Origin of the sequence: Superficieibacter sp. HKU1, assembly GCF_029319185.1 — a bacterium.
In the GTDB taxonomy this organism is placed as follows: Bacteria; Pseudomonadota; Gammaproteobacteria; order Enterobacterales; family Enterobacteriaceae; genus Superficieibacter.
Window position 1 is genome coordinate 3,325,327 of sequence record NZ_CP119754.1, and the last position, 15,189, is coordinate 3,340,515.

Below are 15,189 nucleotides of genomic sequence, written 5' to 3' on the forward strand. Positions count from 1 at the left end.
GTTGACAATATTATGCGCGACTTTCAGGAATACAAAAGTCCAAATACAGGTTGTTGAATCTTTATCGCAAGATATTTTTCGTTATTGCAGGTTGTTACATCACTCACACTCCCGAAAGTAACATGTTACATCGGGCGTCATTTGTTTTTAAAACAATCAGATAGATAGATTAACCATGAGACTGCCTGCTACGGTAGTGCTATCGAGCGGTTCAATAACAGAGGGAAGCGTATGAAACGAGCCGTTAACGCCCTACAAAATTTTGGCAAGTCACTTTACGGCCCGGTACTCATCTTACCTATCGTCGGGTTGTTTATCGCCTTTGGTAACGTGCTGGGTAACGGCAATCTGGCCGAATACCTGCCTTTCCTCGGCTATCCACTGGTGCAGAGCGTCGGGCAACTTATTGCTAAATCCGCCGTGTCGGTGCTGGTCAATCTGGCACTGGTGTTTGCGGTGGGCATTCCTGTTGGCCTTGCCTTGAGGGATAAAGGCTATGCGGCGCTGATCGGGCTGGTGACGTTCGTGGTGTTTATTAACGCCATGAACGTGACGTTGCAGCTTCAGGGCGCACTGGCTCCTGCTGAACAGATGCGCGCCGCCGGGCAAAGCATGGTGCTGGGCGTGCAGGTGCTGGAGATGGGCGTGTTTGCCGGCATCCTGACCGGCGCGCTTTCCGGTTATCTCTACAATCGCTATTCCGGGGTGCAGTTTTCCGGGGCGATGGCGATTTACTCCGGCCACTGTTTTGTCGCCATTATTATGCTGCCGGTGTCGATTGTTCTCGGCGTGGTGATGAGCGAGATCTGGCCGTTTGCCCAGCACGGGATCAGCACGCTGGCCCTGTTGATTAAAAGCTCGGGGGCCTTTGGCGTCGCCATTTACGGTTTCCTTGAACGTATTCTGGTGCCTACTGGTCTGCATCATCTGGTGTATACCCCTTTTCTGTATACCGAACTGGGCGGCACCTCGGATGTCTGCGGGGCGATGTATCAGGGTGCGCGTAATATTTACTTCGCTGAAATGGTCTGTCCTGACGTTAAGCAATTAAGCAGCACCGTGGTCTGGGATGCACGCGGCATCAGTAAGATGTTTGGCCTGCCCGCCGCCGCACTGGCAATGTACGTCACCGCTAAGCCTGAGCGTAAAGCGGCGGCAAAAGCGATTCTGATCCCCGCCGCCCTGACCTCAATGCTGGTGGGCGTCACGGAACCCATCGAGTTTTCCTTCCTGTTTGTCGCGCCGATGCTGTTTATGGTCCACGCCGTGCTGACCGGTATTGGCATGATGCTGTTTTACCTGCTGGGCGTTCATGCCATCGGCGCAAACGGCATTATCGATTTCGTGCTTTACAACCTGCCGCTCGGCACGGAGAAATCCAACTGGCCGATGTATATCGTGGTGGGGCTGATTATGTCGGTGCTCTATTTCGTGGTCTTCCGCTTTCTGATCCGCCATTTCGATATGAAAACGCCGGGGCGTGAGGAAGAGGAACAGGAGACGCGCCTGTACAGCAAGCAGGATTACCAGGCGAAAGGCCAGAATGACGGACTTGGCGAAGCGATTATCGCCGGGCTGGGCGGACGCGAGAATATCGACGTCGTCGATAACTGCTACACCCGCCTGCGCGTCACGGTCAAAGACGTCGCCACCATCGACGAGCCGCGTCTGAAGGCCACCGGGGCGAAAGGCGTCATCAAACAAGGCAATAACGTTCAGGTAGTCTACGGGCTGCATGTAAAAAAAATGCGCGAGGCCGTTGAGTCGGTACTCTGAAGGAGGCAAAAATGTTGAAACCCCCATTTATTTTATCCATCGCGGGCGGCGGTAGCACCTACACCCCTGGCATCGTCAAAAGTCTGATGATGCGGCTGGAGGATTTCCCGCTGGCCGAAATTCGCCTCTACGACATTGATGAAGCCCGGCAGAACACCATCGCGCCGGTGGTGGAAAAAGTCATCCGCGATCACAGTCAGTCGATTAAATTCACCGTCACCGGCGATCCACAAACCGCCTTCAGCGGCGCGCATTTTGTCTTTGCCCAGATGCGCGTCGGCCAGTACAAGATGCGCGAACAGGATGAAAAAATTCCGCTGAAGCATGGGGTTGTAGGTCAGGAAACCTGTGGACCGGGGGGGCTGGCCTATGGGCTGCGCACTATCCTGCCGATGGTCGAACTCATCGACATGGCTGAGCGTTATGCCGATAAAAAAGCGTGGATAGTGAATTACTCCAACCCGGCGGCAATCGTTGCCGAAGGCGTGCGCCGCCTGCGGCCCAACGCCCGGGTGCTGAACATTTGCGATATGCCGGTGGCGGCAATGCGTAATATGGGCGCGCTTCTCGGCGTGGACAGGCATAAGTTGCAGGTGGATTATTTTGGTCTCAACCACTTCGGCTGGTTCACCCGCGTGCTGGTGGATGGCGAAGATCGCCTGCCTGAACTGCGTCGCCACATCGCCCGTTTCGGGCTGTTGACCGAGGATGCAGCGCAAACCGATCCGCAGCATGCCGATCCATCGTGGGTAAAAACCTGGCGCAACATTAAGCCGATTATGGATCATTTCCCCGAGTATCTGCCGAATCCGTATCTGCAATATTATTTGATGCCCAACGACATCGTGGAGCATCAGGATCCGAATTACACCCGCGCTAATGAAGTGATGAACGGGCGCGAGAAAAAACTGTTTGCCGCCGCCGAAGAGTACAAGCGCAGCGGGATCCTGCCGGATGCGTTTCACGTCGGCGTGCACGGGGCGTTTATCGTCGATGTCGCCTGTTCGCTGGCCTTCGATCTGCGCCAGCGCCATTTGGTGATCGTCGAGAATAAAGGCGCGATTGCCAATCTGCCCTATGATGCGATGGTTGAAGTGCCTGCCTATATTACCAGCGAAGGGCCGGAACCGGTCAGAATGGGCGCGGTGCCGCTGTTCTATCAGACGCTGCTGATGCAGCAACTTGCTTCAGAACAGCTGCTGGTGGAGGCGACGATTGAGGGAAGCTATGAGAAAGCGCTTCAGGCTTTTACGCTCAACCGTACCGTTCCGACCATGCAGCATGCAAAGGCGATCCTCGACGATATGATCGAGGCCAACCGCGATTACTGGCCACAACTGCAACAAGCCTGGCAAAATGGGGAGGCGATCAAATAATTTCGCCGTGGGCTTGCTTGTCGGCATGAGAAAAAACACCGACAATTCAGGGATGATGAATAAAACGGAGGCAAGCATGTCCACTTCATTTTTTGTCGCGGCCGACTGGCTGACTGAACACGCTGCGGATCCTGAAATCCAGATTATCGACGCCCGCATGGCACCTCCCGGGGTGACGGATCGTGACGTAGTGGAAGAGTATCGCGCCGGGCATATCCCCGGCGCGATTTCATTTGATATTGAAGCCCTTTCCGATCATACCAGCCCCCTGCCCCATATGATGCCCCGCCCTGAAGCCTTTGCAGTTGCCATGCGCGAGCTTGGCGTAAATAAAGATAAGCATCTGGTGGTTTACGATGACGGCAACCTGTTCTCCGCGCCGCGCGCGTGGTGGATGCTGCGCACGTTTGGCGCGCAGCACGTCTCGATTCTGGCGGGCGGACTGATCGGCTGGCTGCGTGATGGTCTTCCGCTGGAGCCTGGCGTTGCCGGGTCAGGCGAAGGGGAATTCGACGTGGAATTCGACAGCGAGGCGGTAAAACGACTGACCGACGTCATGCTGGTCAGCCATGAAAAGACCGCGCAACTGGTTGACGCCCGTCCTGCCGCCCGGTTTAACGCTGAAGCGGATGAACCCCGCCCCGGCCTGCGCCGCGGTCATATTCCCGGCGCGCTTAACGTTCCGTGGAACGATCTGGTGTTCAACGGCGAGCTAAAAACCACCGATGAACTGAGTGAGATCTTTGCTCGCCAGGGCGTTGACCTGAAAAAGCCCATCATCGCCAGCTGCGGCTCCGGCGTTACGGCGGCGGTGGTCGTACTGGCCCTGGCTACGCTTGGCGTTAATGATGTGAAGCTCTACGACGGCTCCTGGAGCGAATGGGGCGCGCGTGCCGATCTGCCAATTGAACCGACGCAGTAATGGATAACCGGCTGGCTTCCCTGCTTTCGCGCGGGGAATTATTAACCCGCGCGGAATACCGGGCTCTGGCACACCTGACGGAGCATCCTTTGCTGGTCGGTCATATCACGGTGCGGGAACTGGCAAAAAGAACCTATGTTTCTACCGCAACGATTGTACGACTGTGTCAGAAGCTGGGCTTTAGCGGCTACAGCGAATTTATCTGGCATTGTAAGCAACTCTTGTCTGACACTCCGCATATCCGCGAGGCTTCCCCTGAAACGGTCGATCATCTGCCGGATCTGTTTGCGCGCTTTGTCGCCAATTATCAGCAGACCTTTCGCTGGGTCAGCATAGAGAAACGCCAGCGGTTCTCTGCCCTTTTGCGTGATAAAGAGAGTTTTTTTCTTTATGGCGCCGGATTTTCTTATCTCTTTGCGGAATACCTGACCAAGAAATTACAGGTGCTGGGCAAAGCAGCGTTTATTTCCGGCCCTGGCGACAGCCGCAATATTTTTCTCAGCAACGCCGCACGCTATCAGGTGTTTATCGCCGTTTCGCGTAGCGGCGAAACCGAGCAGGTGCTGGATAAAGCGCGGATCGCCAAAAATGTCGGCATGACGGTGGTGGCGTTCACCCGCGCCTCGGCGAATAGCCTTGCTGCGCTGGCGGATCTGCATTTCGCGCTGTACGACGAAGCAGTGCATTTCGCGGCGGAAGCGGCCGGGATCACGTCGTTTGAATCGAATTTAGTATTGCTGATTGATTTATTGCTGCTGGAGGCAACGGAGTAAAGATGGGATCGCGCCCATAAAAAAAACCGCCTGTGCAGGCGGTTTTTTTAATGCTGGTCCGGTTCGCGGCCTTTCCAGCGGGCTGTGTTGCTAAAGCAACGCAGGCACTCCCCAGTACAAGAATAGTGCTTTTTCAAAACGCTTAAGTCAAGCATTTCTATGGGGTAACCCTACTAAAATTAAGGTATCATTTACACGGCCCTCTCCGCCGCCTCGCAAGCGGGCACTGGCTTCAGGAGAGGATGTTCCATGGCCGTAAGCGCAGGTACTCCCTGGTACTTGCTGTCACGCCATTATCGCCAGTGGTGCTGACGTGATGCGGTCTTTGCATGGACCGCACAATGAAACGATACCTGTGTATCGTGCTTATTGTTTCCGGCACGCTGTTTGCGCACCTTAGCGAAGACGGAAATCTTTCCGGCGACGCGAATCGTGTAGCTCTCAACGTAACGGGCAGGTAAGCGTGGATGCCGCCCTTTGGGGCGGCTTTCCATTCAAATAATCCGGTTCTGCTTAAAATCACGCAGGAAGCTGCCCCAGCGCTTTTCGTAGAACGGCGTGATGTGCGCCAGCATAAAGTGGCTGATACCCTTTTCACCTTCCGTGACCTGGCAAAGATCGACAGGCTCATCGCCGGGCAGCGTATCGCTCGCCACGCTACCGGCAGCGTGGATAATCTCTTCGATATCCCCTTCCGCTTCGATACCAATCAGCAGGTTTGGCTGCTGATCCGCGCTTTCTTTGATTGAGCAAATAAAGGCGCGCTTCACCGTTTTCAGGGTTTTAAACAGAGTGATCAGCGAGTCGATCATCTGGGCAGGAGGTTCCGCGACGTCAGATAACAGAAGCGACGTTCCCCCTTCCAGCACCTGCTGGGTGCTGAGCGGGCTACCTTCGTCCGCGATCAGATGACTGATCTCGCGCGGGGTGAACTCCTTCCCGGTGGGCAGTTTGGCGTTGAGGAACAGCGTTTCGCCGAGGGTCATCTCAAACAAGGTACGCACCGGCATGACCACAAATGCCTGTTCCGCGGTAACCGCCTGCTGTAGCGCCTGCAATGAGGAAAAGAAAGGTACCACGGAGGTGCCATCGTCTTTTTCCCAGTGCTGGAGATCCAGCGCGCTATCTGCGACCACCGCTTCACCTTCGGCAGCCGTTCCTGGCACCCAGACGGTCGATTCCAGCAGGGTGCGGAAAAATGCCGGACGATGCGCCGGTTCGGTCGCCGCCTGCTCCAGCAGGGTTTCTAATTCGTTTTTTGTGTCGGACATAAGTTCGCTACTTCAAAAATGCCGGGTGGCGCTTCGCTTACCCGGCCTGGGGTTTGCGGAGGAGAATGCCTGATACGCCCCCGCCACACGATTTACTCTGCGGTCAGCAAATTCGCAAGAGTGCGTACGCCAAGGCCGGTTGCGCCTGCGGCCCACTGTTCAACCGCACCTTTACGGTAGGTTGCGGAGCAGTCGATATGCAGCCAGCCCTGCTGGTAGTTTTCCACAAAGTGCGACAGGAACCCGGCGGCGGTACTTGCGCCTGCCGGATAGGCAGCGCTGCCGGTATTATTCAGCTCGGCAAAGTTGGACGGCAGCTGGCTGCGGTGAAACTCGGCCAGCGGCAGACGCCAGAACGGTTCATTCTCCGCCTGCGCGCTCGTCAGCAGACGGTTTGCCAGCGCGTCGTCAAAGCTGAACAGCGCGTGGTAGTCGTTACCCAGCGCGGTTTTCGCTGCCCCGGTCAGGGTTGCAGCATCAATCAACAGCTCCGGCTTCTGCGCCGCGGCGTCAATCAGGCCGTCCGCCAGCACCAGGCGGCCTTCGGCGTCGGTATTCATCACTTCAACGGTTTTGCCGTTACGATAATGAATAATATCGCCCAGCTTGAACGCGTTACCGCTGACCATGTTGTCAGCGCAGCACAGGTACAGTTTCACGCGCTTGTTGAGCCCACGCTGAATAGCAAATGCCAGCGCCCCGGTCACCAGCGCCGCGCCGCCCATGTCGGACTTCATGGAATCCATAAACGCGCTTTGTTTGAGGCTGTAGCCACCGGTATCGAAAGTGATCCCTTTACCCACCAGGCAGGCGTACACCGGGGCATTTTTATCGCCGGTCGGATTATAATCAAGGGCTAACAGGACCGGCTGACGATCGGAGCCGCGGCCCACGGTATGCAGGCCGAGGTAGTTCTGCTCGCGCAGATCTTCGCCCTTGGTAATACGATAAGAAACCTGCTCACCCGCCACGCCGGACAGGAGGTCCACCGCACGCTGCGCCAGTTGCTCAGGGCCTACCTCTTCGGCTGAGGCATTGATGATATCGCGCACCCAGTCGATGATCTTCAGGCGGCTATCGAGTTCTTTTTGTTCTGCGGCTTCCAGCGTCGCCCACTCCACTTTACGGCTGCCCTTCGGCCCTTTATAGCCCTGCCAGAAGGCCCAGCTGCGATCTGCATCCCAGCCTTCGCCAGCCAGCTGAACGTGTTTAATGCCCAGCCCGTCGATTTTACGCGCCGCGCGCTGGATCAGGGCCAAATCATCTTTACCGTTCAGGTGCAGGGAAATGCCGTCATTGTTGATGCTGTATGCGGCTTTCTCACCCCAGCGCGCGTCGGCGGGCTGCGTGGAAAGCGTAATTTTCATGGCGTCGGTTGTCATCGTTTTATCCTTTTTTATTAGCCCATGTATGCAAAAGGGCCGCCCGAAGGCAGCCCGACAACTTATTCTGCTTCATCTAACCAGACTAGCAGAATCGCCTCCAGAATTTTTTCATTGGATGCGTTTGGATCGTCATCGAAATCGTCGAGTTCGCAGATCCACTGATGCAAATCGGTAAAACGCACGCTTTTCGGATCGAGATCCGGACGGCTGTCGTACAGCGCCTCGCCGATTTCGCGGCTGTCGGTCCATTTCAGTCCCATCTTAATGCTCCCGCGCGTGGTTAATGGTGTAGCGAGGGATCTCAACCACCAGATCGTCGTCGGTGACCCGCGCCTGGCAGCCTAAGCGGCTTTCCGGCTCCAGACCCCAGGCTTTATCCAGCATATCGTCCTCATCTTCCGTGCTTTCCGCCAGGGAATCAAACCCTTCACGTACAACGCAGTGGCAGGTCGTGCAGGCGCATGATTTTTCGCAGGCGTGTTCGATTTCAATGCCGTTGCGCAGGGCAACGTCTAGAATCGTTTCGCCGGTCTCAGCTTCCAGAACTGCGCCATCCGGACAGAGATCCTGATGAGGCAGAAAAACAATCTTTGGCATATTAAACCTCGTCCACGGAGTGACCTTTCAGCGCGCTACGGACGGACTGGTCCATGCGGCGAGCGGCGAACTCCTGGGTTTGCTTATCAACATTTTTAATGGCTTGTTCTATGGCGTCAGTATCATCGCCTTCGGCTGCAACGCGTAAATCAGCTGCGGCCTCGTCAATAACCTGACGCTCTGCGGCGCTTAGCAGCGCGGCATCGGCAGCGAGCGCGCCGGTCAGACTCTCCAGCACGCGCGCGGCTTCGACTTTTTGTTCCGCCAGCATCCGCGCCTGAACATCCTGCGCGGCGTAGCTCATGGAGTCCTGGATCATGCCGGCAATTTCGCTATCGGTCAGTCCATAGGACGGTTTGACCTGAATGGACGATTCCACGCCGGTAGATTTTTCCATCGCCGTCACACTCAGCAGACCATCGGCATCAACCTGGAAGGTGACGCGAATATGCGCCCCGCCCGCTGGCAGCGCCGGAATGCCGCGCAATGCAAAGCGCGCCAGAGAGCGGCAATCCTGCACCAGCTCGCGCTCACCCTGCATGACGTGGATGGACATCGCGGTCTGACCATCTTTAAAGGTGGTGAATTCCTGCGCGCGGGCCACCGGGATGGTGGTATTGCGCGGAATGACTTTTTCGACCAGGCCACCCATGGTTTCCAGCCCCAGCGACAGCGGGATCACGTCCAGCAGCAGCATTTCGCTGTCCGGCTTGTTGCCGACCAGAATATCTGCCTGGATTGCCGCGCCGAGGGCGACGACTTTATCCGGGTCAATGGTCGTCAGCGGCGTGCGGCCAAAGAATTCGCCGACGCGCTCACGCACCAGCGGTACGCGGGTTGAACCGCCGACCATCACCACTTCCAGCGCCTCTTCGGCGTCCACGCCCGCATCTTTCAGCGCGCGGCGGCAGGCCATCAGGGTGCGCTTGACCAGCGCGGAGATGAGGTCGTTGAACTGTTCGCGGGTCACTTCGCCTTTCCAGCCCGCCACCTCAACGGCGACGCGGTCGGCATCGCTCAGCGCAATTTTAGCGGCAATAGCGGCATCGAGAAGCTGACGCTGTACACGGTCGTCGCTGCGGTCGGTGAGATTCGCCTGCTCGCGGAAATGATCCGCCAGCAGATGATCGAAATCATCGCCGCCCAGCGCCGAATCCCCACCGGTGGCCAGCACTTCAAATACGCCACGGCTTAAGCGCAGGATGGAAATATCAAAGGTGCCGCCGCCGAGATCGTAAACGGCAATCACGCCCTCTTTGCCGGAGTCCAGACCGTAGGCAATCGCCGCAGCGGTCGGTTCATTCAGCAAACGCAGAACGTGCAGACCTGCAAGCCGCGCGGCATCTTTGGTGCCCTGACGCTGGGCGTCATCGAAATAGGCTGGAACGGTGATCACCACGCCGTCCAGTTCTCCCGCCAGCGCTTCACTGGCGCGGGCGCTCAGGGCGCTCAGGATATCGGCAGAGATACGAACGGGATTCAGTACGCCCGCAGGCGTCGCGATCATCGGCAGGCCGTTCTCACTGGCCTGAAGCTGATAGGGTAAATGCGGATAACGCGCGGTGATATCGGCCAGCGAACGCCCCATCATGCGTTTAACAGAGCTGACGGTATTCGCGGGGTCCTGCGCGGCGCGGTCGCGCGCGTCATAGCCCACCACGTGCCCCTGCGTCTGGTAATGCACCACGGACGGCAGTAAATGGCGGCCCTGATGGTCAGGCAGCGTTTCAGCCTGGCCGCTGCGCACGGTAGCGACCAGCGAGTTGGTGGTGCCTAAGTCAATACCCGCCGCCAGACGACGCTGGTGCGGCGCGGCACTCAGACCCGGCTCACTAATTTGTAATAAGGCCATAATTGCTTCCGAAATTAAAAATCGAGCAGCTTTTCTTCGAGTTGTTCTGCTGAGCTTTGCAGTTTATCGAGAAAACGCAGTTTACGCACGGTATCCGCCGCCGCCTCCCACGTCTCGCGATCGAGTTGTTCCACCATGTGCTGATGGCGGGCGGTATACATGCCCTTCACCCGTTTGATAAAGCCTTCCAGCCGCGCTTCATCTTTTGCCTGCGCAATCTCATCCAGCGCTTCGCGCAGCTCCAGCTGTTCCATCAAAAAGGCGGTATCGCGCACGGTATGCTGCTCGCTGGCGAGATCGAAGCCGTGCAGCGAAAGCAGATATTCAGCGCGCATCAGCGGATGGCGCAGCGTTTGCCAGGCCTGGTTAATCGTCGCCGATTTCTGCACCGCAGCCAGCTGTTCCGCCGCCGTGCCGCTGGCAAATTTATCAGGATGAAACTGACGTTGCAGATCCTGAAACCGCGTGGTCAGCGCCTGAATATCGACAGGATAGCGAGCGGGTAAACCAAAAAGAGTGAAGTAATCCATAACAATCTTAGGGTTAGCCTGTTAAAACAAACCCCACGCGCAGGGTCGCTGCGGTGGGGTTTGTTGATGACACGGGGTTAAACGTTGAAGCTTTCGCCGCAGCCGCACTCGTCTTTTACGTTCGGGTTGGTAAATTTAAACCCTTCGTTGAGACCTTCTTTGACGAAGTCGAGCTGCGTGCCGTCCAGAAATTGCAGGCTCTTGCCATCGATCACGACTTTAACGCCTTTGTCTTCGAACACGGTGTCTTCTGCCGCCGGCTCGTCAACAAACTCCAGCACATAAGCCATCCCGGAACAGCCGGAGGTTCTCACCCCCAGACGCAGGCCGAACCCTTTACCACGGTTGGTCAGGAAGGCATTTACTCGCGCGGCAGCACTGTCGCTCAGGGTAATCGACATAGAAACCTCTGTTATTTCACTTCACGTTTGCTTTTGTAATCTGCGATAGCGGCTTTGATGGCGTCTTCTGCCAGAATGGAGCAGTGAATTTTCACCGGCGGCAGTTCGAGTTCATCAGCAATGTCGGTATTTTTGATTGCCTGCGCTTCGTCGAGGGATTTTCCTTTCACCCACTCGGTGACCAGCGAGCTGGAGGCGATAGCCGATCCGCAGCCGTAGGTCTTGAAGCGCGCATCTTCAATGATACCGTCATTATTAACTTTGATCTGCAACTTCATGACGTCGCCACAGGCCGGTGCGCCGACCATGCCGCTGCCAACATTCTCGTCGCTGTTGTCGAAAGAGCCAACGTTGCGTGGGTTCTCGTAATGATCAATAACTTTTTCGCTGTATGCCATGATTGAATTCCTCTTATCTACCGATTAATGATGTGACCATTCGATGCTGTTGATATCCACGCCCTGCTTGAACATTTCCCACAGCGGAGAAAGGTCGCGCAGACGGCCAATGGAGTTACGAACCAGCTTGATGGTGTAGTCAATTTCTTCTTCGGTAGTGAAACGACCTAAAGAGAAACGGATAGAGCTGTGTGCCAGCTCATCGGTCATACCGAGCGCGCGCAGCACGTAGGACGGCTCCAGGCTCGCAGACGTACAGGCGGAACCAGAAGAAACGGCCAGGTCTTTCAGCGCCATAATCAGCGACTCGCCTTCAACGTAGTTAAAGCTGACGTTGAGGATATTCGGTGCACCCTGCTCAAGGTCGCCGTTCAGGTACACTTCTTCCATGTCCTTCACGCCTTCCCACAGACGGTTACGCAGACCGCGCAGACGCGCCATCTCGCTTTCCATCTCTTCTTTGGCGATGCGATACGCTTCGCCCATGCCGACGATCTGGTGAACCGGCAGCGTACCGGAACGCATGCCGCGTTCGTGACCGCCGCCGTGCATCTGCGCTTCAATGCGGATACGCGGTTTACGACGCACGTACAACGCGCCGATGCCTTTCGGGCCGTAAATTTTGTGACCGGAGAAAGACATCAGATCCACTTTCAGCTGGCTCAGATCGACAGGCAGTTTGCCGACGCTTTGGGTCGCATCAACGTGGTAGATAATGCCACGCGCACGGCACAGTTCGCCGATGGTCGCGATATCCTGCACCACGCCAATTTCGTTGTTAACGTGCATGATGGAGACGAGAATGGTGTCATCACGCATCGCCGCTTCGAGTTCTTTCAGGTCGATAATGCCGTTGCGCTGCGGTGCCAGGTACGTTACTTCAAACCCTTCACGCTCCAGCTGACGACAGGTATCCAGCACGGCTTTATGTTCGGTTTTACTGGTGATGATGTGCTTGCCTTTTTTCTGATAAAAGTTGGCTGCACCTTTAATCGCCAGGTTGTCAGATTCAGTCGCACCAGAGGTAAAGACGATTTCACGCGGATCGGCACCGACCAGATCGGCAATCTGGTTACGGGCGATATCTACCGCTTCTTCAGCTTGCCAGCCGAAACGGTGTGAACGGGAGGCCGGATTACCAAAGGTCCCGTCTAAGGTCAGGCACTGCATCATTTTCTCGGCAACACGCGGGTCCACCGGCGTGGTTGCGGAGTAGTCGAGATAAATCGGTAATTTCATTGCTCTTAAGCTCCGTACATCACTCATCAATGCAAGGAATCAGGCAGCCGGCGAGATAGTTAACCGGGTTAACGGAGTTAATGCACCCCGGCCTGATTCATAATACTTTTTTTGCTCCGTCGGGCAGCAATCTGCCCGACGGGCACTTTTTATTAGGCGCGTAACTTAACGTTGATCTGATCCTGCGAACGGGCGGTGCGCGGCGTCTCAAGGGTATGCTGACGGTCGGACACGTCGAGAATTTCCTGGTTATTCACCAGTTCACCCAGGGTAATGTTGTTCAGGAAACCGGTCAGACGGTCGCTCAGATCGCGCCACAGCGCATGGGTCAGGCACTTATCGCCGCCCTGGCAGCCGCCTTTACCCTGACAGCGGGTGGCGTCAACGGATTCATCAACGGCGCTAATGACTTCGCCGACGGCGATGCTGCTTGCATCTTTACCCAGCAGGTAGCCACCGCCTGGTCCACGCACGCTGGAAACCAGACCGTTTTTGCGTAGACGGGAGAACAGTTGTTCCAGATAAGAAAGGGAAATCCCCTGACGTTCAGAAATATCAGCCAACGGTACCGGGCCGGATTCGGAGTTGAGCGCAACGTCCAGCATTGCGGTCACGGCATAACGCCCTTTAGATGTCAGTCTCATGTCTTACTTAACCTCAAACCTGGCCCTGCCTGGGCATTTTTATTAAAATTGGGGTGTGCTGCATAGCAAGGCCAAGTCTGACATTCCCGACTAAAATGGTCAACTATTTACTTGACTGTTTTAGTCAGGTATTTAACGTTCCGTGCGTTTGGAGCCGAATGGCGCGTCTACCGTGGCTGTGATGCCGGGTGGCGCTGCGCTTACCCGGCCTACATGACCTACCCTCCGTAGGCCCGTGCAAGCGCAGCGCCGCCGGGCAGGCAAACGTCACTCTTCTTTATGCTTCTGTTCAATCGACGCCAGCACCCCGCGCAGGATGTTTAATTCCTGGCTTTCCGGACGCGCGCGGGTGAACAGACGGCGCAGCTTATTCATTACCTGGCCCGGATGACTTTCGCGAATAAAGCCGGTCGCCAGCAGCGTTTGCTCCAGATGCCCATAAAAACGTTCGAGGTCATCCACCAGCGGGTACGGCGTTTCTTCTGCCGCAGCACTATCACCCTTCTCCTGCTCCTGAGTAGCCAGCCACGCCATGCGTACTTCATAGGCGATCACCTGTACCGCCATCGCCAGGTTCAGCGAGCTGTATTCCGGGTTGGCGGCAATCGCCACGTGATAATGACATTTCTGTAGCTCGTCATTAGTCAGCCCTACGCGCTCACGGCCAAACACCAGCGCCACCGGGGCATGCTCAGCCTCCGCCACGCTTTTCAGCCCGCACTCACGCGGATCGAGCATCGGCCACGGCAGGGTACGCGAACGGGCGCTGGTGCCGACGACCAGGCTACAGCCGGTCAGGGCTTCATCCAGGGTATCGACGATATTAGCGTTGCCAATAACATCACTTGCACCAGCCGCCAGCGCAATGGCCTGCGAGTCCGGTTTGACCAGAGGATTGACCAGCCAGAGATTAGTTAATCCCATGGTTTTCATGGCGCGGGCCACAGAGCCCATATTGCCGGTATGAGAGGTTTCCACCAGCACAATTCGAATATTTTGCAGCATTGTCTTTCTTCGGCTAAAGATTATTCGGGCATATTATCATAAACCGAAGACATAATCCGAATTCGCTGTTATGATGTGCGCCGATTTTCCCCGTTCTTTAACATCCAGTGAGAGTAACCGATGCATCCGATGCTGAACATCGCCGTGCGCGCAGCGCGCAAGGCGGGTAACCTGATTGCCAAACATTACGAAACGCCTGATTCCGTCGAAGCCAGCCAGAAAGGCAGCAATGATTTCGTAACGAACGTCGATAAAGCCGCCGAAGCGCTAATTATCGAAACCATTCGCAAATCTTACCCGCACCACACCATTATCACCGAAGAAAGCGGTGAACACGCAGGCGAAGATCAGGATGTACAATGGGTTATCGATCCACTGGATGGCACCACCAACTTCATCAAACGTCTGCCGCACTTCGCGGTATCCATCGCCGTGCGCATTAAAGGCCGCACTGAAGTCGCGGTGGTCTACGATCCAATGCGTAACGAACTGTTCACTTCCACCCGCGGTCAGGGTGCACAGTTGAACGGCTATCGTCTGCGCGGCAGCAGCGCACGCGATCTGGACGGCACCATCATCGCCACCGGCTTCCCGTTCAAAGCGAAACAGCACGCGCCTGCGTACATGAAGATCCTCGGTAAAATGTTCACTGAATGTGCTGATTTCCGCCGCACCGGTTCTGCCGCACTGGATCTGGCCTACGTTGCCGCAGGTCGCGTGGACGGTTTCTTTGAAATCGGCCTCAAGCCGTGGGATTTTGCCGCCGGTGAACTGCTGGCTCGTGAAGCTGGCGCGCTGGTATGTGATTTCACTGGCGGTCATAACTACATGATGACGGGCAATATCGTTGCCGGTAATCCGCGTGTCGTCAAAGCGATGCTGGCGAACATGCGTGATGAACTGAGCGAAGCGCTGAAGCGTTAATCGCCTGACCTGGCCCCCGTGTAGTCGGGGGCTGGTGTATTCCCTCGCCCCCCTCCTCACCGCAATAATCTGGTTGAGTTTTATCGCTCCGCGCTG

The 15,189-nt window shown here is 56.2% G+C and carries 16 protein-coding genes; 5 read left to right on the forward strand and 11 right to left on the reverse strand.

Annotation, left to right across the window (positions count from 1 at the left end; all coding sequences use genetic code 11):
* The first annotated feature begins 231 nt into the window (after positions 1-231).
* From P0H77_RS15810 to P0H77_RS15825, 4 genes are all read left to right on the forward strand, one after another.
* Entirely contained in the window at positions 232-1,776 is a 1,545-nt protein-coding gene (locus P0H77_RS15810; protein ID WP_276158033.1) for a PTS transporter subunit EIIC, read from the forward strand.
* An 11-nt stretch (positions 1,777-1,787) separates the two neighbouring features.
* The gene (locus P0H77_RS15815; protein WP_276158034.1) at positions 1,788-3,152 is read left to right on the forward strand and encodes a 6-phospho-alpha-glucosidase; all 1,365 of its coding nucleotides are present in this window, start codon (positions 1,788-1,790) and stop codon (positions 3,150-3,152) included.
* Between the two features lie 76 nt (positions 3,153-3,228).
* On the forward strand, positions 3,229-4,074 hold the full coding sequence (gene sseA, locus P0H77_RS15820) for a 3-mercaptopyruvate sulfurtransferase (RefSeq protein WP_276158036.1): 846 nt from the start codon (positions 3,229-3,231) through the stop codon (positions 4,072-4,074).
* A complete protein-coding gene (locus P0H77_RS15825) occupies positions 4,074-4,847 on the forward strand; it encodes a MurR/RpiR family transcriptional regulator (RefSeq protein ID WP_276158038.1) in 774 nt (257 codons plus the stop codon). The genes sseA and P0H77_RS15825 overlap by 1 nt, the downstream gene beginning before the upstream one ends.
* Positions 4,848-5,341: 494 nt before the next feature.
* On the opposite strand, the gene sseB is transcribed toward P0H77_RS15825, so the two are convergent.
* From sseB to trmJ, 11 genes are all read right to left on the reverse strand, one after another.
* Positions 5,342-6,118: an enhanced serine sensitivity protein SseB gene (gene sseB / locus P0H77_RS15830; RefSeq protein ID WP_276158039.1), complete on the reverse strand. Its 777-nt coding sequence runs from the start codon at positions 6,116-6,118 to the stop codon at positions 5,342-5,344.
* Positions 6,119-6,210: 92 nt separating this feature from the next.
* Positions 6,211-7,500, reverse strand: coding sequence for an aminopeptidase PepB (pepB, locus tag P0H77_RS15835; RefSeq protein WP_276158041.1), 1,290 nt, complete (start codon positions 7,498-7,500; stop codon positions 6,211-6,213).
* Between the two features lie 62 nt (positions 7,501-7,562).
* Positions 7,563-7,763 carry a Fe-S cluster assembly protein IscX gene (gene iscX, locus P0H77_RS15840; RefSeq protein ID WP_194206169.1) on the reverse strand — a complete coding sequence of 67 codons (201 nt, stop codon included), beginning with the start codon at positions 7,761-7,763 and terminating at the stop codon, positions 7,563-7,565.
* Position 7,764: 1 nt separating this feature from the next.
* The gene (fdx, locus tag P0H77_RS15845; protein ID WP_276158045.1) at positions 7,765-8,100 is read right to left on the reverse strand and encodes an ISC system 2Fe-2S type ferredoxin; all 336 of its coding nucleotides are present in this window, start codon (positions 8,098-8,100) and stop codon (positions 7,765-7,767) included.
* 1 nt (position 8,101) lies between these two features.
* Positions 8,102-9,952: a Fe-S protein assembly chaperone HscA gene (hscA, locus tag P0H77_RS15850; RefSeq protein ID WP_276158047.1), complete on the reverse strand. Its 1,851-nt coding sequence runs from the start codon at positions 9,950-9,952 to the stop codon at positions 8,102-8,104.
* A gap of 14 nt (positions 9,953-9,966) precedes the next feature.
* Positions 9,967-10,482, reverse strand: coding sequence for a co-chaperone HscB (gene hscB / locus P0H77_RS15855; protein WP_276158049.1), 516 nt, complete (start codon positions 10,480-10,482; stop codon positions 9,967-9,969).
* A 77-nt stretch (positions 10,483-10,559) separates the two neighbouring features.
* Complete coding sequence (gene iscA, locus P0H77_RS15860; RefSeq protein WP_064181936.1) at positions 10,560-10,883, reverse strand: iron-sulfur cluster assembly protein IscA; 324 nt, start codon at positions 10,881-10,883, stop codon at positions 10,560-10,562.
* An 11-nt stretch (positions 10,884-10,894) separates the two neighbouring features.
* Positions 10,895-11,281, reverse strand: coding sequence for a Fe-S cluster assembly scaffold IscU (gene iscU / locus P0H77_RS15865; protein ID WP_103677685.1), 387 nt, complete (start codon positions 11,279-11,281; stop codon positions 10,895-10,897).
* A 24-nt stretch (positions 11,282-11,305) separates the two neighbouring features.
* A complete protein-coding gene (iscS, locus tag P0H77_RS15870) occupies positions 11,306-12,520 on the reverse strand; it encodes a cysteine desulfurase (RefSeq protein WP_276158053.1) in 1,215 nt (404 codons plus the stop codon).
* Positions 12,521-12,672: 152 nt separating this feature from the next.
* Positions 12,673-13,164 carry a Fe-S cluster assembly transcriptional regulator IscR gene (gene iscR / locus P0H77_RS15875; RefSeq protein ID WP_276158055.1) on the reverse strand — a complete coding sequence of 164 codons (492 nt, stop codon included), beginning with the start codon at positions 13,162-13,164 and terminating at the stop codon, positions 12,673-12,675.
* Positions 13,165-13,431: 267 nt separating this feature from the next.
* On the reverse strand, positions 13,432-14,169 hold the full coding sequence (gene trmJ / locus P0H77_RS15880; RefSeq protein ID WP_276158057.1) for a tRNA (cytosine(32)/uridine(32)-2'-O)-methyltransferase TrmJ: 738 nt from the start codon (positions 14,167-14,169) through the stop codon (positions 13,432-13,434).
* A gap of 120 nt (positions 14,170-14,289) precedes the next feature.
* Between trmJ and suhB the strand changes: the two genes are divergently transcribed.
* Positions 14,290-15,093, forward strand: a complete 804-nt coding sequence (gene suhB, locus P0H77_RS15885; protein ID WP_276158059.1) for an inositol-1-monophosphatase — start codon at positions 14,290-14,292, stop codon at positions 15,091-15,093.
* Positions 15,094-15,189 lie beyond the last annotated feature (96 nt).